We start from the raw sequence: 26,160 nt of genomic DNA, 5'->3' as shown, positions 1-26,160 counted from the left end.
CGGCAACCCGGCGGCCGCCTCCGCACCCGTCGTCTTCGGTGCATGGGCACAAGCACCCATTTTACTCTTCCCCGGTAATGCCTGCATTGCACCGCCGCACATGCTCAGATTCGGACATCCGAGCATACGGCGAACGCCCGCCGCTACGGCGTGTAGCAACGGGCGCTCGAGAAGCCTTCAGCTCTCGTACTTCTTCAGAGGAGAAGTCGGGGACGGGCTAGTGCATAAACAGAGAGAGGAGGTAGGTCCAGATGCACAGCAGCACCAGCAGGAAGAGGCTGTACTTGATGGTAATTGAGGTAACCTTCGACTCCTGACCGGCCTGGTTCACGGCGGCCACCGCCACCGCAATCGACTGCGGGGAAACGATCTTACCCATCACACCACCGGAGGTATTGGCAGCCACCAGCATAGCGGGATCCACGCCAATCTGCTGCGCGGTGCTTGCCTGCAATCCGGCAAAGAGCACGTTGTTGTTGGTGACCGAACCGGTCACGAACACACCGACCCAGCCGATGGCGGGAGAGAAGAGCGGGAAGAATGCACCGGCGGAAGCTACCGCAAGAGCAATAGAAGAGGTCATGCCCGCGTAATTCATCAGGTTTGCCACGGACATCACCAGGCAAATCATATAGATGGGCTTCTTCAGCTGCTGCCAGGATCCGTTGAGCTCCTGCAGGGTCTCACGCACGGTAATCTTCGAGGTCAGGGCGGAGAGCAGAGCCGCCACCAGAATCGCGGTACCTGCGGCACCCAGAATGTTCCAGTTGAAGACCGCGTGAATTGCCAGGCCCTCGCCATCACCAATCTGGTGGTGAATACCGGGCACGTGGAAGCTAAGGTTTGCAAAGCCCAGCGGCCCATTAGCATCGAAGACGGGCTTCAGCACGGTGGACCAGAGCAGGATGGTCGCGGAAAGGAAGATGAAGGGGCTCCAGGCGTTGGCAATTTCACGCAGGCTGTAGGCCGGGTCCTTCTTCCCCGCCAGCTCCTCCAGGGTCGGGGCGGTGGGCTCTCGGTAGATGTGCTTGGGCTGCCAGAAACGCATGACAGTTGCCAGGAAGACCAGACCGACCAGCGGGGGCAGAATACCGATGAGCTCGGGGGCCTGCAGGACCCACAGCATGATGCTCTGCAGGCCGGAAATCACGATGCCGGTAGCCAGAGCAATCGGGCCGACCTCTCGGACGCCCCGCAGGCCGTCCTGAATGGCGACCACGAGTACAGGCACGAGGGCCGCGAAAATCTGCAGAACCCAGACCATCTGGTCGGAGAGATGTCCCAGGTCCACGTTACCGATGGCGGCACCGGTGGTCACCGGAATGCCGACCGCGCCGTACGCGCCCACGGTAGCGTTGGCGACCAGGGAGAGCATGGCGGCCTTGAGCGGGTTGAATCCCAGGGCTACCAGCAGCGCCACCGAGATAGCAATCGGGATGCCGAAACCAGCCGCACCCTCGATAAATCCGGCAAAGCAGAGGGCGATGAGCAGCACCTGGATGCGCTGGTCCGGTGAAATAGAGGAAACCGAGGCTCGCACGACGGCAAATTTTCCGCTACGCACCGTGATGCGGTAAAGCCACACAGCCATGAGCACAATCCAGCCGATGGGCCAGAACGCGGAGAGGAAACCATAGAGGATTGAACCGGCCGCCGCCGTCACGGGTAGCCGAAAAACACCCAGTGCAATACCCAGGGTGAGGACAAGGGTAATCAGGGCTGATTTAATGCCGCTGAGTTTGAATACCGTAAGGCAGAGCAGAAAAAGAATGATGGGGGATGCCGCCACGAGTGCCGAAAGCACCGGGGCGTTGAGAGGGTCATAGGTCTGAGACCACATATGCTGTCCTTCCCCGCCGCAGGAGTACCTACAGCGGCTTGGATGTCGCTGTAAGGTACGCCCGTTTACCATTTTGGGATGCGCGGAGACGCAACCTCACGCCGCCTCTGCTACTGCGAGTTTCGCCCGGAAGGCGTAGCAACATCATGTCTGTGTGCTGGGCTCTGACGGAAGGCGTAGCGCGGGAAAGGATATGGCACGATATGGGGCATCGGTTCTCTCGCCGGAGGCCTCGAGGCTAAAATCTCTCAGTCCGTAGCTCGCCTTCGGCGCCAATGCCCATATAGAAGGTTATCACCATCGTTTGTTGAATGTTAGGAGCTTTTACAGAGCGAAATACCATTTGAGTGTCATTATCATTTATTGATTATCTATGTTGATTATCCATGCTCTGTATTCCGCGTCCCCGGACTGGGAGGACAGCGCAAGCCTTACGCCATCTTTACACTCCCCGCTTCAACACGAAGGCCCCCTTCCCGACCGTCGGCGATCGGGAAGGGGGCCGGCGCATTACGGCTTGTCGGGAGGCTATCGTGCCGTCGCCCCACAAACCGCACCCGTGAGCGGCATTAGCCCACCATGAGCGAGAGAGTGTAGGACCAGACACACACCAGGACCAGCAGAATAGCGCTGTACTTGATAGACATGGAGGTAATCTTAGATTCCTCGCCGGCGCTATTCACAGCCGCCGCCGCAATGGCGATCGACTGTGGGGAGACGATCTTGCCCATCACACCACCGGCGGTATTAGCGGCCACCAGCATGGTCGGGTCAACACCAATCTGGGTTGCGGTGGTGGACTGCAGGCCGGCAAAGAGCACGTTCGCGTTGGTCACCGAACCGGTCACGAACACGCCGATCCAACCGATGACCGGCGAGAGCAGCGGGAAGAGCGAACCGGCCGTAGCCAGCGCAAGCGCGATGGAGGTGGTCATGCCGGCGTAGTTCATCACGTTAGCCACGGACATCACCAGGCAGATCATGAGAATCGGCATCTTCAGCTGGTTCCAGGTGCCGCCAAACTCCTCGAACGCCTCAGCCCAGCTAATCTTCGAGGTCAGCACGGTAATCAGTGCCGCCACCAGAATTGCGGTACCGGAAGCCCCCAGGGTGTTCCAGGAGAAGGTCGCCGTTATGGTCTTACCCGCCCCGGTAACGATAGCTTCGTGCACCCCGGGAATGGGGAAGGTCAGGGTTGCGGCGCCCAGCGGGCCGTTAGCCGCAAAGAGCGGCTTGAGGGCGGTGGACCAGAGCAGGATGGTTGCGGAGAGGAAGATGAAGGGGCTCCACGCCTTAACAATCTCGCCACCGGTGTGTTTGACGTTCTGCTGCGCCTGGGCTTCTTCTAGGCTGGGTGCGGTGGGTTCACGGTAAATGTGCTTGGGCTGCCACTTCTGCATCACGAGCGCCAGCGCTACCAGGGACAGCAGCGGCGGGATGATGTCGACCAGTTCGGGCGAGCCGAGCAGCATCAGGATAGCTGCCTGACCGCCGGAGAAGATGATGCCGGTCAGTAGCGCCACGAGACCGACTTCGCGGATGCCGCGCAGACCGTCCTGAATGGCGACCATGAGCAGGGGTACGATGGCCACAAAGATGTGCAGGACCGGGACCATACCGGCGGAAAGGTGCGCGGTGTCAAGGTTGGCGACCTTAGCCGCGGTGGTCACGGGAATACCGATGGCGCCGTACGCGCCGGATGCGGCGTTAGCTACCAGCGCCAGCATGGATGCCTTGAGGGGGTTGAAGCCCAGGGATACCAGCAGTGCCGCAGAGATAGCGATCGGGATACCGAAGCCCGCCGCGCCTTCGATGAAGCCGCCGAAGCAGAATGCAATCAGCAGCACCTGGATGCGCTGGTCGTTCGAGATGGAGGAGACGGAGGAACGCACGATGTCGAAGTTACCGGCGCGCACGGCGATGCGGTAGAGCCACACCGCCATGAGCACAATCCAGCCGATGGGCCATGCGCCCGAGAGGAAGCCGGAAAGGATGGAACCGGCACCTGCGGTGATGGGCAGGCCGAAGACGGCACAACCGATGATGAGGGTGGTGCCGAGGGTCAGCAGTGCTGATTTGAGGCCGCTGAGTTTCAGGACGGTCAGGCCCAGCAGGAAGAGGATGATGGGCACTGCGGCAACCAGCGCGGAGAGCACCGGTGAGTTCAGCGGGTCGTAGGTTTGCTGCCACATAGGGCGGGGTGTTCCTTTCGGTCTGTGTGTATTAGCGGTCGCTTCTTCCGGTACGGCACCTGCGCTGTATGGAAGCGTTAGGCCGCATAAAAACCGATGGCCCCAGTCCTTGCGTCGTGGATGGGTCCATCGGTGAAGCGTGATGGTCTTGAGCTGCCGGGCGTTTGGTTGTATGACGTGGCGATATGCCGAGGCAATATACCGTGGCCATATACCGTGGCACTATACCGTGGCGCGGCGGCGGTGAGCGGAACCTTTCCCTCTCACTAGGTGCTCTTGACTTTATCTGTCTAAGCTAACAGGTCTTCCTCGAGACTTCAGGATAGGGTGACCTTAAGTGTGCACAAATGATACTTATGTGCATAATTGCGCTCCTTAGCCGCGAACCTCCTCCCCAGCACACAAACACAGAAATGCGAAAGCCCCCTCCTACCGAAGTAGAAGGGGGCTTTCGCTAAACCGTGTCGCGGTACCTCACCTTTCAGGGAAGGCAGGTTACACGCATCGAAGCTTCACGCTGTTTAGGAAACAACCAGGGACAGAACGTAACTCCAAACACAGGTGATAGCCAGCAGGATTGCGCTGTACTTGATTGCCATGGAGGTAATCTTGGATTCCTCGCCGGCGCTGTTTACTGCAGCAGCTGCAATTGCGATGGACTGCGGGGAAACAATCTTCGCCATCACACCACCGGCGGTGTTAGATGCAATCAGCAGGGTCTGGCTGACACCAATCTGATGTGCGGTGGTAGCCTGCAGGCCAGCGAAGAGGATGTTGCTGTTCACCACAGAGCCGGTCACGAACACGCCGATCCAACCGATGATCGGGGACAGCAGCGGGAAGATTGCGCCCACAGCGGCAACAGCCAGTGCGATGGAGGTAATCATACCCGCGTAGTTCATGACGTTAGCAACGGACATGACCAGGCAGATCATGATGATCGGGGTCTGCAGCTGCTTCCAGGTTGCACCGAGTTCCTCAATAGCCTCGCCCCAGCTGATGGAGGAGGTCAGGATGGTGATGATTGCAGCCACCAGAATTGCGGTACCGGAAGCACCAATGATGTTCCAGGTGTAGGTCACGTCAATTGCCTTGGGGGTTGCAACGATCGGTGCGGTCTGCTGGATGGTCTGGTGCAGCCACGGAACGGGGAAGGTGATGTTACTGAAGGCCAGCAGGCCCCCCTTAGCAAAGAGCGGCTTCATCGCGGTGGACCAGAGCAGAATCACGACGGACAGGTAGACGAAGGGGCTCCATGCCTTGAGGATTTCGCCACCGGTGTGCTTGACGCTCTGCTGAGCCTCAACCTCTTCCAGGGAGGGAGCGGTGGGCTCACGGAAGATGTTCTTGGGCTGCCACTTCTGCATGATGAGTGCCAGAGCAATCAGAGCCAGTAGCGGCGGGATGATGTCGACGAGCTCGGGGTTACCGAGGCCTGCGAGCAGGACAGACTGGCCGCCAGAGTAAATCAGACCAACAATCAGTGCTACCAGACCGACTTCGCGGATACCGCGCAGACCGTCCTGAATAGCAACAAGCAGTACGGGGATGAGAGCCGCCATGATCTGGATAACCAGGACCATTTCGATGGACAGTGCATGCAGGTCCACGCCGCCGCGGGTTGCTGCGGTGGTCACGGGGATACCGATAGCGCCGTATGCACCGGAGCTCACGTTAGCAATCAGTGCGAACATTGCGGCCTTGAGCGGGTTGAAGCCCAGGGACACGAGCAGTGCAGCACAGATAGCAATCGGGATACCGAAGCCTGCAGCGCCTTCAAGGAAGCCGCCGAAGCAGAATGCGATCAACAGCATCTGGATGCGCTGGTCGGTAGAGATGGAGGAGATGGAGGAGCGAACAATTTCGAAGCCGCCGGAACGCACAGAAATGCGGTAGAGCCACACTGCCATGAGCACGATCCAGCCGATGGGCCACATGCCCGAGAGGAAGCCGTAGAGGATGGAGCCTGCACCGGCAGTGATGGGCATACCGAAGATAGCGCAACCAATCACGAGTGCGAGCGCCAGGGAGATGACGGCAGATTTAATACCGCTGAGCTTCAGGACGGTGAGGCCCAGAAGGAAGAAAATAATCGGGACTGCTGCCACGAGTGCAGAGAGGGCACTCGAGTGTAGCGGGTCGTAGACTTGCTGCCACATGATTGTATTGCGTTCCTTTCCGCGCCCCGAGGGGCGGGATCGTTATGCCGTAAACCTGCCTGATTCCCTGCCCTGCGGGATATACCGAGAGCGTCCTTCTCGTCGTGCCAGAAAGGTACTGTGCGAAGAGGTGTCTTCGCGTGGGTTTATGTTGGTTTTACGGCTGTGAATTCTGAGTGTGCCAGACCGTGTTTAGGTCACATAAACCCAAATATTCCTTGATACATCAAGGAAATCTAAACCCCTGAAGGGTGGTTTGCGTAACTTTAAACACGGTTCCTTGGTATCCAATGTACCATCGAATACCCACATATTCAGATGTATTCCAACATTTAGATTCAAGCTCATATTTACATTTCTACCCAAACTACCCGTCCCATCGGCAGTTTCGCGACTCGAGCCCTCCCTCCCCCGTCCAAATCTGTGCCCGCAGGAGGTAACATAACGCAACATACACTTGGCGCACAGGTCAGCTAGGCTCTCGCCGGGAGAGATTGCTCAGTGGTTCCTCGGGCCTAGCCCAGGGTTCCATCAACGGGTGGAACAAGCGCAAGGACTTTCTAACCGCCAGCGAGCGCACGACCGCGTCAGTCGCGCCAAACAGCCGATACTCACGAATCGGATAAATGGCCCGTATAAGATTCAGAGCATACAAAAAAGCTCCGGAAGGAAAATCCTCCCGGAGCTTTATCTGTCGGGTTGACAGGATTTGAACCTGCGACCCCTTGACCCCCAGTCAAGTGCGCTACCAAGCTGCGCCACAACCCGATTCGTTATTCACGATTAGCCCGGGGCATCCCCCGAACACTCGAATAACTATACCGGTGTTTTCGGCACCTCGCAAGCCAGATTCACGGTTTTTAGAAAAAATCTTAAAAATCTTTTGGACGCATCTACTGTCGGTCCGCCGACCTCGTTCCCGAAAACGCAACCGGCACCGAACGCACCGCGCGCCGGAGCAACGGCACAACCCGTCACCCCGGCGCGCAGCCCATTCCGATTCAAGGAGCCGAGACCGCGCTAACGGCGGCCACCCTTACCCTTCTTAGCCTTCGCACTCTGGCGCTCCCCCAGGGTGCGGCGCTCACGCACGCGCATCGAAATCTCAATCGGGGTGCCTGTGAAATCAAAGGTCTCACGCAGACGACGCATGATGAAGCGTCGGTAACCCGGATCCAGGAAGCCGGTCGTAAACAGCACAAACTTCGGCGGGCGCGAAGACACCTGAGTACCGAACAGGATGCGCGGCTGCTTGCCACCGCGCAGCGGGTGCGGATGCGCGGCCACAATCTCACCCAGGAATGCGTTCAGGCGGCCGGTCGGAATACGCGAATCCCACGACTCCAGCGAGTGCTCCAGGGCCGGGACCAGCTTGTCCTTGTGCCAACCGGTCTTCGCCGAAATATTCACACGAGGAGCCCACTTCACGTGCGCCAGGTCGCGCTCAATCTCGCGCTCCAGCATCTCGCGGCGATCCTCGTCGAGGGTATCCCACTTGTTGAAGGCCAGAACCATCGCGCGGCCCGAGTCAATCACGGTCTGCACGATGCGCACATCCTGCTCAGAAATCGGCTCGGAAACATCCAGCAGCACCACGGCAACCTCGGAACGCTCCAGGGCGGTCTGGGTGCGCAGCGAGGAGTAGAACTCCGCGCCCTTCGCCATGTGCTGGCGGCGGCGAATACCCGCGGTATCCACAAAACGCCAGGGGTAGCCGCCCAGCTCGATGATCTCGTCAATCGGGTCGCGGGTGGTACCGGCCAGGTCGTTCACCACGGCACGTTCGGAACCCGCCAGCTTGTTCAGGAGCGAGGACTTACCCACGTTCGGGCGACCCACCAGGGCCACACGACGCGGGCCGCCCAGCGCCTCCGGCTGCGCGAACTGCGAGTGCTCCGGCATGACCTCCAGGATCTCGTCCAGGGCATCCGCCAGGCCGCGGCCGTGCAGACCCGAAACGGGGAACGGCTGACCCATACCCAGCGACCAGAGGTTATAAATCTCCGGCTCCAGGTGGGCGTCGTCGATCTTGTTGGCGATCAGAATGATCGGCTTCTTCACGCGACGCAGCATGCGCACAATCTGCTCATCCGAGGCGGTCACGCCCACGCGGGCATCCACCACCAGGACCACAACATCGGCCTGCTCCACCGCAATCTCGGCCTGATCGGCCACCTGAGCATCAATACCGCGGGCATCAGACTCCCAGCCACCGGTATCCACCAGGGTGAAGCTCTTGCCCAGCCACTCGGCCTTGTAGGACACGCGGTCGCGGGTCACGCCCGGCTTATCCTCCACCACGGCCTCACGGCGGCCCAGAATACGGTTGATGATGGTCGACTTACCCACGTTCGGGCGGCCAACAATCGCCACCACCGGGTCGGCCAGCTGCTCTTCCTCTTCCTCAATGTCGAAGCCCCAGGCACCCAGCAGGGCGCGGTCCTCTTCATCCAGGTCGTAGTCTTCCAGGCCCTCCAGCAAGGCCTGGGCACGCTGGTCGGCGGTTTCGTCGTCAATCTCAGCCAGGCGCTCGGTAACGTCGTCCTCGCCACCGCCCAGGTACTTCTCTTCGTAATCGTCGCGGATAGCGTCCTCAGCCATGCGCGCTCCTTTCTCTACCCGCCCCGCGGCCAACCCATCGGTCAGCACGCGAGCGCGGCTCAACGTCTTCTCGGGAGCGAATACCCCGCTCCCCCGGCGTTTCCACGGAACCTAGCCCGCGCGCTTCGCCTTCAACTGGTCGTTCACGGCGTTAATCACCGCGGAGACCGTCTCATTAAAATCAAGGTCCGAGCTGTCCACCAGGGTCACACCCTCGGCGGCCTCCATGAAGTTATTGACCTTCGCATCCTTCGCGTCACGCTCGGCGATCTGCTTGCTCAAATCACCCGAAGCGCCGGACTTCTCGGAGTTCTCCAGGCCGCGGCGAGCCATGCGTACTTCCTCGGAGGCGGTCAGCAGGATGCGTGCGTCAGCATCGGGAGCCACCACGGTCGTAATATCGCGACCCTCGGCGACCATACCGTTCACGGCGTGGTCAATCGTCCAACGCTGCAGACCGATGAGGTACTCGCGAACAGCCGGAACCGAAGCCACGGCAGACACGGCCGAAGAAATGCGCTCGCTACGAATCTCCTCACGGATATCGGTGGAACCCATCATGATCTCTTCCTCGTTGATGTTCGTGCCGAACACCAGGGGCATCTCCTTGACGGCCTTCGCGATGGCCTCGGCATCATTCAGGTCAATGCCGAGCTCCAGCACACGGTAGGTTGCGGCGCGGTACATCGCACCGGTATCCAGGTAGGCCAGGCCAAAGTGACGGGCCACTTCCTTAGACACAGACGACTTGCCGGAGCCGGAAGGTCCGTCGATAGCAATCGTCAGTTTAGGGTTCTCGTGCATTGCACTCCTTTAATTCGTCTCGCTCCATGCCGGAAAATACAGCATTAACTCTACTTCACCACACGCCAGCCGCGGGCCGACAAATCGCGGACCAGCGACTCCAGAATCGAGGGGTTGACCGAGATTTCAGCCATACCCACCGGAGCACCCGTCGAGTGTTCCAGCCGCAGGTCCTCAATATTAGCGCCCAGCTCACCAATCTCGGCGAGCAACCGGGCCAGGGTGCCGGGGGTATCGTCCACCAGCACCGTCATCGTCGCGAAGGCCGCCGGAGCCGTACCGTGCTTACCCGGGATGCGGGCGACACCAGCATTACCCTCGCTCATCAGCTGCGCCAAATCCAGGCGAGCGCCGGAAGCCGTCGGGTTCTCCAGCGTCGAGATGAGCCGGTTCAGGTTATCGCGAACCCCGTAGAGGGTCTGCACAATCGGCTCGGAATTCGCCGCAAAGATCTGAACCCACAGCGTCGGGTCCGAAGCCGCGATACGCACCGTATCGCGTAGCCCCTGCCCCGCCAGGGACAGAGCATACAGCGGGGTATCCTGCAGGCGCGAGGCCAGCAACGAGCTCATCGCCTGCGGAACATGCGAGATGAGGGCCACCGTATGATCGTGCTCCTGTACGCTCAGCGCCGTCACAATCGCGCCCAGCTCCACCGCCACGGAACGCACCAGGCGCACGCACTCGGGGCGAACCGAATCGTGCTCGCAGATAATCCACGGGCGCGCTTGGAACAGCTCACCGCGGGCCGCCACCGGCCCGGACTTCTCACGGCCGGCCATCGGATGCGAACCCACGTAGCGCGACGCATCCGCGCCGGAGGCCAGCACATCCGCAAGGGGCCGCACCTTCACCGAGGCCACATCGGTCACCGTGGCGCCGGGGTAGCCGGTCTCGGGACGCGGCCCGTACGTCCGCAGGGCCTGCGCGCACACGGTGCCGGCCACATCCGGAGGGGCGGCCACAACCACCAGCTGCGGCTCAAAGCGGGCCCGCTGGTCCTCCGTCAGTGAGGAGAAGCTCGTGCCGGCGCCAATATCCTGCGCCACGGCCTCGGCGGTGGGTGAAATGTCCTGAACGTACACGTCCTCGTACCCGGCCGCGTGCAGACCCAGGCCAATCGAGGCGCCCAGCAGGCCGGAGCCGATGATGAGCACCGGGCCGTTCAGGGTCGGGCTCATCGGCAGCTCCGGCAGAAGGGATGTCGTAGAGGGGCTCATGACACTCTCCTCGGATTCTTACATGTCCACCGAAGCGAGCAGGTGACCGATCTCCACCTTCGAGAGGTTACGAATCGTGCCCTGCTTCTGCGAACCGATGCGGATCGGGCCCATCTCAACGCGGACCAGGCGCTCGACCGGGTAGCCGACGGCGTCGAAGAGGCGGCGCACGATGCGGTTCTTACCGGAGTGGATGGTCACCTCAACGAGCACGTGGCCGGGGGTGGAATCCACCAGCTTGAACTCGTCCACGCGGGTCACGCCGTCCTCCAGGCGAATACCCTTCTTCATGGCTGCGCCGACGCCGGGCTCCATGGGGCCGGGCACCTGCACCAGGTAGGTCTTAGGCACCTCGTAGGAGGGGTGGGTCAGGCGGTTGGCCAGCTCGCCGTCGTTGGTCAGCAGCAGCAGGCCCTCGGTCTCGACGTCCAGGCGGCCCACGTGGAACACGCGCTCGCTCATGGAGGAACGCAGGAAGTCAGAGATGCAGGGGCGGCCCTCGGGGTCTTCCATGGTGGAGACCACGCCGGCGGGCTTGTTGAAGGCCATGTAGACGAGCTTGTCGTTAGTCTGCACGGTCATGCCGTCCACCTGCACGGTCACCTTGGAGGGGTCAACGCGCACACCCAGTTCGGTCACGACCTCACCGTTGACGGTGACGCGGCCCTCGGTAATCATTTCCTCACACACACGGCGGGAGGCCACGCCGGCCTGAGCCAGCAGCTTCTGCAGGCGCACACCGTCGTGGTCGTAAAACTCGTAGTGGTCGACCGGCGCGTTGCGGGGGCGGCGGGGACGGTGCGGGCCGGCGTAGTTGCTGACGCGGTACTCGCCGCGCTCGTGGGCGAAGGCTTCGCCGGAGCGGTAGGGGCGGCCGGGTGCGCGGCGTTCGCGCTTGGGCAGTTCGGTGCCGCGACCGCGACCCGCGCGGCCCGCGCCGAATTTCTTGTCACCGAACTTCTTCTCGCCGAAGCCCTTTACGCCGCCCTTGCCTGCGCCGTTCTTCGGTGCGCCGGGGCGACCGCCGCGTGCGCCTGCGCCCTTAGCGCCGGGCTTGCCGCCCTGGCCGGGACGGCCTGCGCCGGGTCGGCCACCGCGGGAGTTCTGGGGGCGACCGGATGCAGAGCGGCCGCCGCGGGAGGAGTTTCCGTATGCCATGGTGTTCTTCTCTTTTCTGTCGTATAGTGCGAACGTTTCAGGCATTTCCCGAACGTTCGTTCGTCTTATTGATTTGTTGTCTTAGTCGTTGCCCTCGGCAAGCACTGCGGCTTCCGTGTCATCGGGAAGGAAGGGCGCGAGCGCCGGCAGCTCCTCCAGGGAGTCCAGACCGAGCTTCGCCAGCAGCAGCTCCGTGGTTTCGTAGAGGGTCGCACCGGTTCCGGCTTCTCGCCCTGCCTCGCGAATCAACTGCCGTTGCAGCAGCTGGCGGATGGCCGCGTCCGCGTTCACGCCGCGGATCGAGGCGACCCTCGCGCGGGTCACCGGCTGCCGGTAGGCAATCACGGCAAGCGTCTCGTAGGCGGGCTTGCTCAGGGTCGCGCTCTTGGAACGGGTCACGAAGCGCGCCACCCAGGGGGCGAAGTCGTCGCGGGCGTAGAGCTTCCAGCCACCGGCGATGCGACGCAGCTGGAATCCGCGCGGCTCGGGTGAGATGCCTTCCTCACCGTATTCCGTCTCCTCGCCGTTGTACTCGCGGTACAGCTGGTCGAGCGCGTGCTCAACAGCTCGTTCGCTGACGATGAGCGCGGCGGAGAGTTCGCGCACGCTCACGGGGGCCTCAGCGACGGCGAGGATTGCTTCGATGGCGCTTTTGACGCCGCCGGGGATAGCCTCGACACGGGAAAACTCGGCGTCGGGGTCGACCGCCACGCTGGGTGCTGTGGAGGGCCCGCCCGCGGGTATTTTCACCGAGCTCTTCTCTGCACGAGGTGCAGGTTCCTGCGGTGCTTCCGGGCTGTCGGGTGCCTCCGCCGTTTCAGGCTCTTCCGGTTCCTCGGCGGGTTCGGCATCGGGCTCAGCCGATTCGGCCGCTACCGGCTCCCGGTTCTCAGCTACCGGTTCGACCGCGGACTCGACCGGCGCCGAGGCGGCCGGCTCTGTATCGTCCTCAGCGTTCGGATCCCAGTAACCCAGGTTCACGATGGCCAGGTCATCGGGGGTGAATTCGCGGTTGAAGCGCGATCCGTTCTCGGGGTTAGTCACGTTCCTCCTCCGGGTCGATGCCGTTCTCGGTGAACTCCGCCTCCGGGGTTTCGCGGGCTTCCGCGCTCTCGGGGAGTACAGGCTCCGAGCCGTCCCGCGCTGCGGGGAGAGCCTCGGGGCGAATCACGAAGCTTCCCGCCGTGGCGCTGGCTCGCACCAGAATCTCGCCCAGGGGTTGCTCCTGTTCCACGTGCAGAGCCCCCTCCTTGTAGAGCTCCAGCAGGGCCAAGAAACGAACCACCGCAATTTCCAGGTCGCCCGCGCCCCGCACAAGTTCGTCAAAGCGCAGTTCGCGCCCGGAGGCGTCAAGCAGGGCGTGCAGCAGATAGTGTTCTTCGGCGGCGATGGTGGTGACCGGAACATGCAGGTGCTCGTTCAGCCCCTCCACGATTTCTTCCGCGGCGGGCTCGGGTTCGGCGGGCTGCCGGCTCAGCGCGGCGGCCGCAATGCGCGCAAACTCTTCGGCGCCTCCGGCCAGAATCAGTTCGGGTAGGGCGTGGGCAAAGCGTTCTTCGAGGGCGACCGCGCGGGGAAAACGCCGCGCTTCCTGCGCCCAGCGTTCGGCAAAGATATCGGCGACCACACGGTAGGCGCGGTACTGCAGCAGACGCGCAAAGAGTAGGTCGCGGGCCTCGAGCAGGGCGACATCTTCCTCAAGGGGTTCGCGGTGCTGCGGTAGCAGGCGCGCGGTCTTGAGCTCGAGGAGGGTTGCGGCGGTAACCAGAAATTCACTGGCCTCGTCCAGGGCTCGCTCCGTGCCCTCGGCGTAGAGGGCCTGCAGGTAGGCGAGGAACTCATCGGTCACTTCGGCGAGTGCAACGTCGGTAATGTCGAGTTTGCGGCGCGAAATGAGGGTCAATAGAAGATCAAAGGGGCCCTCAAAATTACTGAGGGTGAGGGTGAAACCGCGTTCCGGGTTCTGCGGGCCGCGGCCCTCGGGTCGGGCGTTCTGGGCGGCCTCTGCGTTCGGTGTCGGTACCCTCACGGCAGCGACGTGTGTGGTCATAAAGACCTGTTCTCCTTATGTGTTTTCCGTCCCGCGTTCTGCGCGTTGCATCCGGTCGATGCGCCGGGCGTGCCTGCCGGTATCGTGCGGCTCGCGCCCTCAGCGATTTCTCGGTGGCATCTTCGGCATCTTCGGTCGTTAATCGGCGAAGTAGCCGGTGCGGGTGGGAATGAATCCCCATAATTATACGCCCCCTACCGGCGCGGCTCAAGGGGTCGTGCAAGCCGCATCGGTAGGGGGCGCATCGAGGGAAGGGCTAGCGTGCGCCGCCCTTGTAAATCAGTTCGCGAGCAACCTGACGGTACGCCTCAGCACCGGGATGGCTCGAGGCGTAGCTGAGAATCGGCTCAGCAGACACCGATGCGTCCGGGAACTTCACGGTGCGCTTGATGACGGTGTCGAACACCTTGTCGCCGAAAGCGTCCACGATGCGCGCCAGAACTTCCTTGGAGTGGATGGTGCGCGCATCGAACATGGTAGCCAGCACGCCGACAATCTCGAGGTCGGGGTTCAGACGGTCCTGCACCTTCTCGATGGAATCCACGAGCAGGGCCACGGCACGCAGGGCGAAGAACTCACAAATCAGCGGAATAATCACGCCGTCGGAGGCGGTCAGCGCGTTGACGGTCAGCAGGCCCAGGGAGGGCTGGCAGTCGATGAGGATGACGTCGTACTCGTCGCGCACCTTGCGCAGGGCCGAAGCGAGAACCTGCTCGCGAGCCACCTCATTGACCAGCTGCACCTCGGCTGCGGAAAGGTCGATGTTCGCGGGCAGCAGGTCGATGTTCTCCACGCCGGTGGGCAGGATAACGTCCTTAATGTCGACCTTGCGGTCCATCATGACGTTGTAGACGGTCAGGTCCAGCTCGTGCGGGTTCGCGCCGAAACCTGCGGAGAGGGCACCCTGCGGGTCGAAGTCGACCAGCAGCACCTTGCGGCCACATTCTGCCAGTGCCGCGCCCAGGTTAATGGTGGAGGTGGTCTTACCCACGCCGCCCTTCTGATTCACCATAGAAATAATGCGGGCGGGACCGTGGCTGCTCAGCGGAGCCGGGTCGGGGTACACGCGCAGGGGTCGACCGGTGGGGCCGAGTTCTTGTGCCTGAGCTTCAGTCAATGGTTCACCTTCATCAATGAATTCGAAGTTTTAAGTTTAAGCGTTGTCTATAAGGTTACCTCAAGAGCGGCTGTTCCGCGGATTGGCGGGGTTTTATCCCCGCTCGTGGGCACGCGGATGCGCCATCCGGTAAACCTCCATGAGCCCCTCGGGAGTGACCTTGGTGTACACCTGCGTGGTCGCGATGGAGGCGTGCCCCAGTAGCTCCTGCACCACGCGAATATCGGCGCCGCCCTGCAGCAGGTGGGTTGCGAAGCTGTGCCGCATGGAGTGCGGAGAGAAGTCCGCGCTGAGGCCCGCCGCCTCGGCGGCTTCCTTAAGGATGAGCCAGGCGCCCTGGCGTCCGAGTCTGCCGCCTCGTCCGTTGACGAAGAGCGCGGCGGTGCCTTTGCCGTGGGCCACGAGCGCGGGCCGGCCGCGCACCAGGTAATCCTGAATGGCCTTGTGGGCGTAATTTCCGAGGGGCACGAGGCGTTCCTTGCTCCCCTTGCCGAAGAGCCGCACGTACCCGGGGAGGGTGATGTCGTTGCCATCCTCGTCGGTCAGGGTTTCTTCGCTGTGTACGTCGTCGATATCGGCGTTGAGCATTTCGCTCACGCGGGCACCGGTGGCGTACAGGAATTCAAGTATGGCGCGGTTTCGCAGGCCGATGGGAGTGTCTCGATCCGGCACGGCGAGGAGGCGCTGCATCTGCTCCACGGTAATAGCTTTGGGTAGGCGCTTGACGTTTTTGGGCGGCGTCACGGTCGCGGCGGGGTCTTTTTCCACCAGAAAGGCAGAGACCCAGAAGGCGTGGGCTCCGCGCACGGCGGCCATGGTGCGGGCGATGGAGTTAGGACCCAGTGGCAGCGGGATGCTTCCCTCGCCGCTCCCCCGCTCCCCCGGCTCGGTACCGCGACCCCCGTCGGCGGCGATGAGGACGGCCAGGGATTCTGCGGCCTCTTCGGCATCCACGGAGTTCTCTTCCCCCGGCCGCTTTTTAACTGGGGCGGCCAGGCCAGGTAGGGGTACGGTGGGCGCGGCAAGCTCGCGCATAAATGAACGCACCTGCGCGGTCGTAATGCGTTCGGGGTCGATCACCCCGAGGGTGGAGAGGTACGCGGCGTAGCGGCGCAAGTCTCGCGCGTACGAGGCGATGGTGTTCTCGCTGCTACCCCGCTCGACCCGTAGATGCACCAGGTACTGGTCGATGGCCCGCTCCAGGGGGGTCTGCTCGCCGGTCCCCTCAACCGCGGGGGTAGCGCTCTTCAGCGCGGGCTGTGCCATATCTCTTCCCTTCCCACGCGGTCGTTCGGATTTGTTCGGATGCGCACGGTAGCGCGAAATGCCTCTTCGAGGGATCGGGCGAGAAGACTCCGAACCCTAACGGAAGGTCTGCGGCTTCTGTCGGCGATGCCCCATGTAGGGGTGGAATTCCCAGCCGCCGGCGGCTTCGCGCAAGCCTTCGAAGCCGCGCGCTGAGGCGGCGTAAGTGGCCAGAATCGCCTGGATGGCCAGCGCGTTGTGCACTTTACCGTCCAGAACCAACTGCACCGCATCCTGCAGGGGAACCCAGCGGTAGGTCATCTCCGCCTCTTCTTCGGTGCGTTCGGTACGCTCCTGGCGGGGCAGCTCGCTCAGGTCGCGGGCCAGGTAGACGCGACCCGCCTCGCTGGTTGCGCCGGGGCTGCTGAAGTAGTCGGTCAGGGCGTGCCAGCTGGCGGCTCGCAGGTCGGTCTCCTCGGCGAGCTCGCGCTGTGCGGCGTGCAGAGGGTCCTCACCGTCGATGTCGAGCAGGCCGGCGGGCACCTCCCAGAGGTTCATGCGCACCGGGTGCCGGTACTGGTTGAGCATCAGCAGTTCGTTGCGTTCGTTGAGAACCGCTACGGCGACGGCACCGGGCATCTCCACGACGTCGCGGGTGAGTACGGTGTCCTCGTTCAGCTCGTAATCCTCGACCACGGTTTCGATGACGTATCCGCTGTATTTGACGGTCCGGGTGCGAATCGTGCGTTCGGAGGGTTCGTCGATAATATGCTGGTTTTCGCTCATATTTCTATTCTAGAGGGTTCGTTTCGGAACCCCCTCGCGCGTCTCCCCGTTACTCGGCGGACCCCGATGGGTTAAGACGGTTAAACGGCGAGCGCCCCAGCCGCCGAGGGGACGGATGGGGCACTCAACGCGTTCGGCCGCCTTATGCGCCGCGGCGCTCCAGGGCAGCCTTAATCAGGCCTGCAAAGAGCGGGTGCGGGCGGGTCGGGCGGGAGCGGTACTCGGGGTGTGCCTGAGTTGCCACGTAGTAGGGGTGAACCTCTGCGGGCAGCTCCACGTACTCAACCAGCGAGGAATCCGGGGAGGTACCGGAGATCACGAGACCAGCCTCTTCGAGCTGCTCGCGGTACTCGTTGTTCACCTCGTAGCGGTGGCGGTGACGCTCTGCAACCTCGGTTGCGCCGTATGCCTTAGCTACCTGAGAGCCGGGCACCAGGTTTGCCTTGTACAGGCCCAGGCGCATGGTGCCGCCCAGGTCGCCGGCACCCTCGACGAACTGCTTCTGCTCTTCGATGGTGGCGATAACGGGTACGGGGGTCTCGGGGTCGAACTCGGTGGAGGACGCCTCGGGCAGACCCAGCACGTTACGCGCGTACTCAATCACCATGGACTGCAGACCCAGGCAGATACCCAGGGTCGGGATCTTGTGCTCGCGTGCGTACTTGAGGGCGCCAATCTTGCCGTCCAGGCCGCGGATGCCGAAGCCGCCGGGCACTAGGATGGCGTCCATGCCGCGCAGCTGGTGGTCTGCGTCCTCGTCGGTTGCGCACAGGTCGGCGGCAACCCACTTGATGTTGACCTTCACGTTGTTTGCGAAGCCGCCGGCGCGCAGAGCCTCGGAGACCGAGAGGTATGCGTCGGGCAGGTCGATGTACTTACCGACCAGGGCCACGTTCACCTCTGCGGCGGGGCGGTGCACTGCGTCGAGCAGGCGGTCCCACTGGGTGAAGTCGGGCTCGGGTGCCTCGATGCCGAAGTAGTCGAGGATGTAGTCGTCGAGCTTCTGGCTGTGCAGGGTTTTGGGGATGTCATAGATGCTGGGGGCATCGGCGCAGGAGATGACAGCGTCGGTGTCCACGTCGCAGGCGTTACCGATCTTGGAGCGGTGCGATGCGGGAACCTCGCGCTCACAGCGCAGAATCAGGCCGTCAGGCTGAATACCCAGGCCGCGCAGTGCTGCGACGGAGTGCTGGGTAGGCTTGGTCTTCAGCTCGCCGGAGGGGCCGATGTAGGGCACCAGGGAGACGTGCAGGAAGAAGACGTTCTTGCGTCCAACATCGCGGCGTACCTGGCGTGCAGCTTCCATGAAGGGCAGGGATTCAATATCGCCAACGGTGCCGCCGATTTCGGTAATGATGATGTCGGGGGCGTTGTCGATTTCCGCGGCGTGACGCATGCGGGACTTGATCTCGTCGGTGATGTGAGGAATCACCTGGACGGTGTCGCCGAGGTATTCGCCGCGGCGTTCCTTCGCGATAACGGAGGAGTAAACCTGACCGGTGGTCACGTTAGCGGACTGGTCGAGGTTCTCGTCCAGGAAACGCTCGTAGTGTCCGATGTCCAGGTCGGTTTCTGCACCGTCGTCGGTGACAAAGACTTCACCGTGCTGGAAGGGGTTCATCGTACCGGGGTCGACGTTCAGGTAGGGGTCGAACTTCTGCATGGTCACAGAGAGGCCGCGAGAGCGAAGAAGCTGACCGAGGGAAGAGGCCGACAGGCCCTTACCGAGAGAAGATGCAACACCGCCGGTCACGAAAATCTGGCGGGTTACCTTGTCGTTAGAGGACGCGTTCTGAGCGTTATTTTTTTCATTCACCACGGAATTCAAGCCTACCATTTTCTTGTCTGCTATCCAAGCAGAGAACTACGCCGCGAGATGATTCTCGCAGGCCGGAGCTCTCCCCTCGGGTTCTGTCTCCACTGTAACGTCTGCGGGGGTTTTATATTCCCGCAACTCCGTTCATAGATTTTCCTCAAGTACCCCTTGAGTATCTCATACCCTCCGCCCCACGTGCGCCGGGTTTGGTCGTCCGGTACTCCCGTTTTCAGGCGGTGGATTTCGAGGTACATTATTTGCGGTTCGGGGTGTTTCACCCCTGGTTCTGGGACACCTGTCGCCCGGCTTCCAATAGCTCCCGAGCGTGCTCGCGAGCCGACTCGGATTGGTCGTGACCGGAGAGCATACGAGCCAACTCCACCACGCGCTCTTCCTCCGTGAGCACCTGCACTTTAGACAGCGAGGCGTCGTCGTTCTTGAGCACCAGGATGTGCTGGTCGGCGAAGGCTGCCACCTGCGGCAGGTGGGTCACCACCAGCACCTGAACGTGCCGGGCAAGCATGGCCAGTCGGCGACCAATCTCGATGGCGGCCTTGCCGCCCACACCCGAGTCGACTTCGTCAAAGATGAAGGTGGGCACGGGATCCACTTCGGCGAGTACCACTTCGAGGGCGAGCATCACGCGGGAGAGCTCACCGCCGGATGCACCCTTGCCGAGCGGGCGGGGCACGGCGGTGCGGTGGGGTGCCAGCATGAAGGTGACGGTGTCGCGGCCGTGTACCGAGAATTTCTCCGCCTCGGCAACTTCCACCACAAGGGAGGCGTTCGGCATGGCCAGGGCGGTCAGCTCCTCGCTCACCGCATCGGCAAGTTTTTGGGCGGCCGCGCGGCGCAGGTTTGTCAGCTCTTCTGCCTGTTCCCCCAAGACCTTGCGCAACTGCACGAGTTCCGTTTCGAGAGTTTCCTGGCGCTGCGGGTCGTCAACGAGGGTGTCCAGGCGGGCGCGGGATTCCTCGGCCCATTCAAGCACCTCGGCGATATCCGCCCCGTACTTGCGCATGAGCGTTGCCAGCTGGGCGCGGCGGGTCTGCACCTGAGCCAGACGCTCGGGCCCCTCCACATCCAGGGAAGCCGCATAGGAGGAAAGATCCGAGGCGATATCGGTGGTCAGGATCATGAGCTCGTTGACACGAGCTTCCAGGGCGGCAAGCTCTTCATCGGCAGAGGCCTGTCCCTGCAGGGCGCTACGGGCGGCATCGAGCAGACCCATAACGTTGGCTTCCTCGCCGCTCGAGTATTCGCTACCGCTCAGCGCGGTCAGGGCGGTCGCGGAGGCAATCCGCAGAGCCTCAACGTTCATGAGCTTCACCATTTCGGCCTTGAGCTCATCCTCTTCACCCGCGCGGGGGTTGACGGCGGCGATCTCCTCGAGCGCCCCCTGCAGGCTCTGCGCCTCTAGTGCGCGAGCGCGAGAGTTCTCCCGAACTTCCTTGAGTTCCGCGGCAGCGGCACGGTAGCGTTCGTAGTTCTCTCGATACTTCTCCAGTAGGGAGGCCAGCTCCTCCCCCGCATACAGGTCGAGGGATTGGCGCTGTTCTGCGGGCGATTTGAGGCGTAGCTGGTCCGACTGGCCGTGCACGGCCACGAGGCTCTGCCCAATCTGGGCGAGAGTGCCGATGGGTGCGGAGCAACCGCCGACGTGGGCACGCGAGCGTCCGGAAGCGTTGACGGTGCGAGCCAGCAACAGCTCCGAGCTCTGTTCGTCAATCTCTTCGGTGGTTCCGCCGGCTTCTTCGGCCAGGGCGAGGGCACGGTGGCCTCGCGGCAAGCGGATGACGGCCTCGGCGAGCGCATTCTTGGCGCCGTTGCGCACGCTGGAGGCGTCCGAGCGAGCACCCAGAAGCATTCCGAGGGCGGTGACAACCATGGTTTTACCCGCACCGGTTTCACCGGTCAGAACGGAGAACCCCGGTTCGAGGGGGAGCCTCGCATCGGTAATGATGCCGAGGTCTCGAATATGAATTTCCTCAATCACGAACGTTCATTCCTTTTCTTTTGACCGTCTCGAACTTTTCTCGCCCCCCTCTGCAGAGGTGACAATTGCCGTCGCGCAGCGAATATTGTAAGTAGCCTCCCCTACTTGGAGGACTGCGTCTCAGCCTCCTGCGGACCGCGCCAGCCGCGGATGGGCAACTCAAATTTGCGCACCAGACGCTCCGAGAAGGGCGCGGGGTGGATGCGGGCCAGCAGCACGGACTTCTCGGATCGACGCACTTCAATACGCGAGCCAGGGTCAAGCTCCACAGTGCGGCGACCATCGCACCACAGCACACCGGAGGCACCGTTTTCGGGCATGAGCTCTACCGCCAGGGTTGAGGTGGGAGCCGCCACGAGCGGGCGCGCAAAGAGCGCATGGGCCGAGAGCGGAACCATCAGGATCGCTTCAACCTCGGGCCAGACCACCGGACCACCACCCGAGAAAGCGTAAGCGGTCGAGCCGGTGGGGGTCCCCATGACCACGCCGTCACAGCCGAAGGTACTCAGCGGCCGGCAGTCTACCTCGATGATGACCTCGATCATCTTTTCGCGGTTACCCTTTTCGACGCTGGCTTCGTTCAGTGCCCAGTCGCTATGCACGCGCTTACCGTCGTTCCAGACTTCAACGTCAATGGCCATACGCTCTTCGACCGTGTACTCGCTGTTAACGATGTGACGCACCGTCTCACTCAGGTCGCTCTCTTCGGATTCGGCGAGAAAGCCGACGTGCCCCAGATTCACGCCAATCAGGGGAATACTGGTTCGGCGCACCATCTCGGCGGCACGCAGAATCGAGCCGTCGCCGCCCAGCACCACGCCAAGCTCAATATCGATAAGGGCCACCGATTCATGCACCACCTGCACGGGAACGGGCTCAGCCCAGTTCTCGCTCAGGGTTTCCAGATCGGAGCGAGTCATGACGGGGGTCAGCCCTGCCTTGTAGAGCTGGGCACAGGCCTGGCGAGCGGCATCTCGTGCTTCTTTGCGTCCCACGTGCGCAAAGACCAAGATCTTTCGCCCGCGATTGACTGAACGTTCCGCCGCGTGATGCTCGCCCTCCGACTGCACCTGCGCGAGAGCAGCTCCCTTTTCTACATGGCTCTTTTGTTCTGCCATAACGACTCTCTCCCATTCATGGTTGGGGTATTGAGTTGGTGTATCTACACCCATCATACCGAATATGTTCTCGAAAATTTTCTAAAATACTCTATTTTTAGAAAATTATTTCGAATAATCTGCGGAGGCCCGTTGCCAAGGCACCTCGATAGCGCGATAGCCCGAGAAGTCCCCGGCCGTAGCGCTTTACTCACGCTCGATTGGAGTCCTCTCAGACTATCTCAACGCTATTTATTTTCTTTTCGACACCATAGGAAGTACTCCACGTTGCCGTCCTGACCGGGGAGCGGACTGGGCTCCATGCCCATCACCCGCAGCCCGTGACTGATGGCGGAGGCTTGTACCTTTTCCACCGCTTCACGGCGGGCGGATTCTTCGTAGACCACTCCCCCGCGTCCGATGCGGTGCTTGCCGACCTCGAACTGCGGTTTGACCATGAGCACCAGATCACCGCCGGTTTCGGTGGCGTTCGCTAGCGCCTCCATGACCAGGGTCAGCGAGATGAACGACAGGTCCGAGACCGTCAGCTCAACCTGTCCGCCAATATCTTCGGGCTTCAGGTAACGAACGTTGAGGCCTTCGTACACGCCAACTCGGGGATCTTCGCGTAACGCGTCCACGAGCTGTCCGTGCCCCACGTCCACGGCCGCCACATGCCGGGCCCCTCGACGAAGTAGCACGTCGGTAAAGCCTCCGGTGGATGCTCCCGCATCCAGGCAACGCTTGCCTTCAACCTCGATATCGGGGAACGCATCGAGGGCACCCGCGAGCTTGTGGCCTGCGCGGCTGACGTATTCGGTCAGTTCGCTCTGACGCACGTAGAGGGTATCCTCCGGTCCCACGAGCCTGGACGCTTTGCGCGCGGCCTTGCCATTGACCTGCACGTCTCCAGCGGCAATGAGCTTTGCGGCGAGGGTTCGGGAGCTCACGAATCCGGCTTCGACCAGGTACTTATCGAGGCGCGCGGTGTCTTTGCCCATATCTTCTTTCTGTCGTCGTGTAGTGCCGTGAACCCTCAGAACATTACCGTCTGAGAGCTCACCGCCGCGAGGTTAGGAGAGATTCTCGAGATCCTTTTCCAGTTGCTCGCTCATCGTTTCGAGACGTTTGACGCGTTCTACCGGGTCCATGGCGAGGGTCGCCGCCAGTTGCCGCTCAAATTCGGCATCCGCGATAGAACGGTCGGTGGTCTCGGCGTTCATAGTTTCGTTCTGTTTAGGCACCGGGAAGACCCTTGATGACGGGTACGGCGGCCTGCTCGGGGTTGGCTGCCCACCAGGCGGCGTAGGCGACGCGCCAGGCCTCTGCTTCGCTCTCGCTTCCGGCGAAGGTGCCCTCGTCGAGGTTCTCGGGGCCTGTGAGAATCAGGTTCTCGCCTCGCACCCGTGCCTGCCAGGTGGGGCCGGTCGCAATCACCTCGTAGCCTTCGAAGAGCACCTCAATCTCGGGGTAGGGTGCGAAGAAGTCGTCCAGGGTACGCAGCACGTAGGTCGGGCGCTGTTCGGGTACGGCTTCGATGACGTCGCGGTAGGTCTGCACACCGGTGAGCACGAGCGCGCCGTCCATCTGCGCGTTATTAGCGCCGAGAATATCGGTATCCAGGCGGTCACCCACAATGACGGGACGCTCGGAGTTCAGGGCCTGTGCTGCGGTGTGGAAGATGGGGGCTTCGGGTTTGCCCGCAACGAGCGGGGTACGGCGCGAAGCGGTTGCCACGGCTGCGACGAGGGTGCCGTTGCCGGGGGCCTGGCCGCGTTCCTTAGGGATGGTCTGATCGGTGTTAGTGGCGATCCACAGCACCTCGGGGTTAGCGAGGGTGTAGGCGGCTTCCGCGAGATCCTCCCAGCCCATCTTCGGGTCAAAGCCCTGAATGAGGGCTACTGGCCCCTCGGCCTCGGTGCGTACGGGTTCCAGGCCTGCGTCGCGCACACAGTCGGCGAGGGCCTCGGTACCGGTAATCAGCACTTTGGAGCCCGCAGGAATCTTTTGCGCGAGAAGCTTTGCGCCGGCCTGTGCGGAGCTGACGACTCGTTCTGCCAGGGTGTGCACTCCAAGGTCGCGAAGGTGTTCTGCGACGGATTCTACCGAACGGGAAGCGTTGTTAGTCACGAAGATGACCGGTACGTTGAGCTCTTCCTCCGCACGGTTGAGGGCTTCGGGAGCTCCCTCGATGGCGAAGGGGCCAGCGTAGACAACGCCGTCCAGGTCTGAGAGGAGCGCGTCGTATCGGGCAAGGAGTGCGGTCGTGGTCATAGGAACCTCTTCCGGGGTCTGAGCGGCTAGTATTTTCCCTCTATCGTACCCGTTCCGCACTACCGGGGCCTATCGTTCGTCACGGGCAGTTCCTATTCGGACGGGTAGCCTCTCCGATATAGCGCGAACCGCCGGAGGCGAGCTCTCGGGGAGCCGCATCCGGCGGTTCGGTATGTACAGGCTATTACTCTACGTCAGCCTCGGCCTTTTCCTCGGCTTCAGAATCTTCAGGTGCTTCCGCGGCGGAGTCCTCGGAGGTATTCTCTTCGGAGCCGGTTGCTTCTGCCTTCTCGGAGGCTTCCTCATCTGCAGCCTTGACCGGGCGTTCTGCGGGCGTCTCTTCCTTCTCGAAGAGGTCTGCCTCGCCAAAAATATCGAAGATTTCGGGCTCCGCGAAGTTGCCCTGGCCCAGCGCTGCCTCAGCTACGACAGATAGGCGTGCCCAACGCTCGGCTTCCTGATTGCGGCCAGCGTTGGCGAGGGCATCGGCGTAGGCGCTAAAGAGACGCGGGCTGTATTCGAATGCGCGCTTGGGGTTCAGCTGGGGAATCTGAAGGGCTACCACGGCCTGGCTCTTCTTGCCCTGATCGGTCAGGATGCCGGACTCGACGATAGCCAGTTCCACACGCACCTCGGCAGGCAGCTCTTCACGCTTGAATTCGGCAATCATTTCCTGTGCCTTGGGCAGTCGTCCCAGTGCACGTTCGCAGTCCACCAGCAGCGCAAGGTGGTCCACGGAACCGCTGATGCGACGGTGAGTACGCAGCTCACGCAGGGCCAGCTCGTAGTCCTCTGCCACGTAGGCAGCGATACCCACGGCTTCACGCACGGCGGCGATACGACCGGCGCTACGGGAGGCAGCAACGGCGTGCGCCAGCGCGAATTCGGGGTCGATGTCAAGGTAACGACCCGCCATCACCAGATGCTTGGCAACGGTCTCAGCGTTACGAGGCTCCAGGGCACGTAGCTGACGGTAGGTTGCACCGTCCAGTTCGCGACCGGTCACATCGCTGTCAATCTCGGGTGCTTTGGGCTTAGCGGGACGGTAGCCTGCACGGCCACCGATGCTACGTACCTCTTCGCGGGGTGCGTCACCCTCGGGTCCATTGGAGCGGGGTGCCTTCGAACGCGAGTCAGAGCGGCGACCGTCGAACTTCTTACCTCCGCGATCGTTACGCTTGAAACCGCCCTTACCGCCGAAGTTCTTGCCGCCCTTCTTGGAGCGGAAATCCTTGCCGCCGTTGTTCTTGCGGTGCTGACGGGGGCCGGAGCCGTTAGACTCGTGGCGGGGGGTCTCAGACATGAATCTCCTTGGGAGGTATCCGCTCGTGGCGGGTCGTGGATGCAGTCGGTCCGGACGGTCCGCTGCCTGAGGCATCAACTCTATGGAGGGGCGCTTGGCCCGTCTTTAATGCCCAATATAAGCCATACCATTCTAGTATAGAGGGCGGCTTTCGTGCACCTGTAACGATGCGGATCCGCGGCCTCTCTAAGCGCCTGGGCGGCCTCGACCGTGGACGTTAGGGAGGAGAGGCACCTCTCCCCTATTATTCTCTGCCCGGAGTTTCTTCCACCGGGTGCACTACCCGTCAAGCAGAATAGTTTGTTAAACAAAAATAGCCCCGGCGAAGCCGGGGCTATTGAATAATAAAGCGGCAATAACCTACTCTCCCACACCCACAAAAGTGCAGTACCATCGGCGCAAAGAGTCTTAGCTTCTGGGTTCGGAATGGAACCAGGCGTTTCCCTCTCGCTATAATCACCGCAAACCTACGGGATTGTTATCCAAAAACCATACAGTGAAC

The 26,160-nt window shown here is 62.0% G+C and carries 19 protein-coding genes, 1 tRNA gene and 1 rRNA gene; all 21 read right to left on the bottom strand.

Going from position 1 to position 26,160, the window contains the following annotated elements; genetic code table 11:
• Positions 1-217: 217 nt before the first annotated feature.
• On the bottom strand, positions 218-1,840 hold the full coding sequence (locus HMPREF2674_RS07330; RefSeq protein WP_070825304.1) for an L-lactate permease: 1,623 nt from the start codon (positions 1,838-1,840) through the stop codon (positions 218-220).
• 569 nt (positions 1,841-2,409) lie between these two features.
• Positions 2,410-4,032, bottom strand: a complete 1,623-nt coding sequence (locus tag HMPREF2674_RS07325) for an L-lactate permease (RefSeq protein ID WP_070825303.1) — start codon at positions 4,030-4,032, stop codon at positions 2,410-2,412.
• A gap of 521 nt (positions 4,033-4,553) precedes the next feature.
• Positions 4,554-6,191 (bottom strand): L-lactate permease, encoded by a 1,638-nt coding sequence (locus HMPREF2674_RS07320; protein WP_049343486.1) that lies wholly within the window; start codon positions 6,189-6,191, stop codon positions 4,554-4,556.
• Positions 6,192-6,885: 694 nt separating this feature from the next.
• Positions 6,886-6,959 (bottom strand) — tRNA-Pro (locus HMPREF2674_RS07315).
• 252 nt (positions 6,960-7,211) lie between these two features.
• Positions 7,212-8,792 (bottom strand): ribosome biogenesis GTPase Der, encoded by a 1,581-nt coding sequence (der, locus tag HMPREF2674_RS07310; protein ID WP_049346614.1) that lies wholly within the window; start codon positions 8,790-8,792, stop codon positions 7,212-7,214.
• A gap of 111 nt (positions 8,793-8,903) precedes the next feature.
• Entirely contained in the window at positions 8,904-9,596 is a 693-nt protein-coding gene (cmk, locus tag HMPREF2674_RS07305; protein ID WP_049332579.1) for a (d)CMP kinase, read from the bottom strand.
• A gap of 50 nt (positions 9,597-9,646) precedes the next feature.
• On the bottom strand, positions 9,647-10,816 hold the full coding sequence (locus HMPREF2674_RS07300) for a prephenate dehydrogenase (RefSeq protein ID WP_084824452.1): 1,170 nt from the start codon (positions 10,814-10,816) through the stop codon (positions 9,647-9,649).
• Between the two features lie 18 nt (positions 10,817-10,834).
• Entirely contained in the window at positions 10,835-11,974 is a 1,140-nt protein-coding gene (locus tag HMPREF2674_RS07295) for a pseudouridine synthase (protein WP_049343488.1), read from the bottom strand.
• An 81-nt stretch (positions 11,975-12,055) separates the two neighbouring features.
• Positions 12,056-13,018 carry an SMC-Scp complex subunit ScpB gene (gene scpB / locus HMPREF2674_RS07290; protein WP_070825302.1) on the bottom strand — a complete coding sequence of 321 codons (963 nt, stop codon included), beginning with the start codon at positions 13,016-13,018 and terminating at the stop codon, positions 12,056-12,058.
• Entirely contained in the window at positions 13,011-14,024 is a 1,014-nt protein-coding gene (locus HMPREF2674_RS07285) for a segregation and condensation protein A (RefSeq protein ID WP_049346523.1), read from the bottom strand. The genes scpB and HMPREF2674_RS07285 overlap by 8 nt, the downstream gene beginning before the upstream one ends.
• Before the next feature lie 256 nt (positions 14,025-14,280).
• On the bottom strand, positions 14,281-15,141 hold the full coding sequence (locus tag HMPREF2674_RS07280) for a ParA family protein (protein ID WP_012903857.1): 861 nt from the start codon (positions 15,139-15,141) through the stop codon (positions 14,281-14,283).
• A gap of 93 nt (positions 15,142-15,234) precedes the next feature.
• Complete coding sequence (locus HMPREF2674_RS07275) at positions 15,235-16,407, bottom strand: site-specific tyrosine recombinase XerD (protein ID WP_070825301.1); 1,173 nt, start codon at positions 16,405-16,407, stop codon at positions 15,235-15,237.
• A 96-nt stretch (positions 16,408-16,503) separates the two neighbouring features.
• Positions 16,504-17,172: an NUDIX domain-containing protein gene (locus HMPREF2674_RS07270; RefSeq protein WP_070825300.1), complete on the bottom strand. Its 669-nt coding sequence runs from the start codon at positions 17,170-17,172 to the stop codon at positions 16,504-16,506.
• Between the two features lie 142 nt (positions 17,173-17,314).
• Positions 17,315-19,009, bottom strand: a complete 1,695-nt coding sequence (locus tag HMPREF2674_RS07265; RefSeq protein ID WP_049343492.1) for a CTP synthase — start codon at positions 19,007-19,009, stop codon at positions 17,315-17,317.
• A gap of 253 nt (positions 19,010-19,262) precedes the next feature.
• Positions 19,263-20,984, bottom strand: coding sequence for a DNA repair protein RecN (gene recN / locus HMPREF2674_RS07260; RefSeq protein WP_049343493.1), 1,722 nt, complete (start codon positions 20,982-20,984; stop codon positions 19,263-19,265).
• A gap of 101 nt (positions 20,985-21,085) precedes the next feature.
• Positions 21,086-22,102 carry an NAD kinase gene (locus HMPREF2674_RS07255; protein ID WP_084824451.1) on the bottom strand — a complete coding sequence of 339 codons (1,017 nt, stop codon included), beginning with the start codon at positions 22,100-22,102 and terminating at the stop codon, positions 21,086-21,088.
• Between the two features lie 227 nt (positions 22,103-22,329).
• Positions 22,330-23,082 (bottom strand): TlyA family RNA methyltransferase, encoded by a 753-nt coding sequence (locus HMPREF2674_RS07250; RefSeq protein ID WP_049343494.1) that lies wholly within the window; start codon positions 23,080-23,082, stop codon positions 22,330-22,332.
• Positions 23,083-23,154: 72 nt separating this feature from the next.
• A complete protein-coding gene (locus HMPREF2674_RS07245; protein WP_239662766.1) occupies positions 23,155-23,304 on the bottom strand; it encodes a GTPase in 150 nt (49 codons plus the stop codon).
• Between the two features lie 13 nt (positions 23,305-23,317).
• Positions 23,318-24,355, bottom strand: a complete 1,038-nt coding sequence (locus HMPREF2674_RS07240) for an HAD-IIA family hydrolase (RefSeq protein ID WP_070825299.1) — start codon at positions 24,353-24,355, stop codon at positions 23,318-23,320.
• A gap of 184 nt (positions 24,356-24,539) precedes the next feature.
• The gene (locus HMPREF2674_RS07235; RefSeq protein WP_070825298.1) at positions 24,540-25,658 is read right to left on the bottom strand and encodes a tetratricopeptide repeat protein; all 1,119 of its coding nucleotides are present in this window, start codon (positions 25,656-25,658) and stop codon (positions 24,540-24,542) included.
• Positions 25,659-26,005: 347 nt separating this feature from the next.
• Positions 26,006-26,122, bottom strand: a 5S ribosomal RNA gene (gene rrf, locus HMPREF2674_RS07230).
• Positions 26,123-26,160 lie beyond the last annotated feature (38 nt).

The organism is Rothia sp. HMSC062F03, from assembly GCF_001836905.1.
Classification (GTDB): domain Bacteria; phylum Actinomycetota; class Actinomycetes; order Actinomycetales; family Micrococcaceae; genus Rothia; species Rothia mucilaginosa_A.
Note: the sequence above shows the minus strand (reverse complement) of the source record. Positions and strands in the feature narration are given on the sequence as shown.

What these genes read in the sequence shown, in the direction of transcription:
- HMPREF2674_RS07330 (WP_070825304.1), bottom strand. Translation starts at nt 1,840, where the DNA reads ATGTGGTCTCAGACCTATGACCCTCTCAACGCCCCGGTGCTTTCGGCA.
- HMPREF2674_RS07325 (WP_070825303.1), bottom strand. Translation starts at nt 4,032, where the DNA reads ATGTGGCAGCAAACCTACGACCCGCTGAACTCACCGGTGCTCTCCGCG.
- HMPREF2674_RS07320 (WP_049343486.1), bottom strand. Translation starts at nt 6,191, where the DNA reads ATGTGGCAGCAAGTCTACGACCCGCTACACTCGAGTGCCCTCTCTGCA.
- der (WP_049346614.1), bottom strand. Translation starts at nt 8,792, where the DNA reads ATGGCTGAGGACGCTATCCGCGACGATTACGAAGAGAAGTACCTGGGC.
- cmk (WP_049332579.1), bottom strand. Translation starts at nt 9,596, where the DNA reads ATGCACGAGAACCCTAAACTGACGATTGCTATCGACGGACCTTCCGGC.
- HMPREF2674_RS07300 (WP_084824452.1), bottom strand. Translation starts at nt 10,816, where the DNA reads ATGAGCCCCTCTACGACATCCCTTCTGCCGGAGCTGCCGATGAGCCCG.
- HMPREF2674_RS07295 (WP_049343488.1), bottom strand. Translation starts at nt 11,974, where the DNA reads ATGGCATACGGAAACTCCTCCCGCGGCGGCCGCTCTGCATCCGGTCGC.
- HMPREF2674_RS07285 (WP_049346523.1), bottom strand. Translation starts at nt 14,024, where the DNA reads ATGACCACACACGTCGCTGCCGTGAGGGTACCGACACCGAACGCAGAG.
- HMPREF2674_RS07275 (WP_070825301.1), bottom strand. Translation starts at nt 16,407, where the DNA reads ATGGCACAGCCCGCGCTGAAGAGCGCTACCCCCGCGGTTGAGGGGACC.
- HMPREF2674_RS07270 (WP_070825300.1), bottom strand. Translation starts at nt 17,172, where the DNA reads ATGAGCGAAAACCAGCATATTATCGACGAACCCTCCGAACGCACGATT.
- HMPREF2674_RS07265 (WP_049343492.1), bottom strand. Translation starts at nt 19,009, where the DNA reads ATGGTAGGCTTGAATTCCGTGGTGAATGAAAAAAATAACGCTCAGAAC.
- HMPREF2674_RS07255 (WP_084824451.1), bottom strand. Translation starts at nt 22,102, where the DNA reads ATGGCAGAACAAAAGAGCCATGTAGAAAAGGGAGCTGCTCTCGCGCAG.
- HMPREF2674_RS07250 (WP_049343494.1), bottom strand. Translation starts at nt 23,082, where the DNA reads ATGGGCAAAGACACCGCGCGCCTCGATAAGTACCTGGTCGAAGCCGGA.
- HMPREF2674_RS07245 (WP_239662766.1), bottom strand. Translation starts at nt 23,304, where the DNA reads ATGAACGCCGAGACCACCGACCGTTCTATCGCGGATGCCGAATTTGAG.
- HMPREF2674_RS07240 (WP_070825299.1), bottom strand. Translation starts at nt 24,355, where the DNA reads ATGACCACGACCGCACTCCTTGCCCGATACGACGCGCTCCTCTCAGAC.
- HMPREF2674_RS07235 (WP_070825298.1), bottom strand. Translation starts at nt 25,658, where the DNA reads ATGTCTGAGACCCCCCGCCACGAGTCTAACGGCTCCGGCCCCCGTCAG.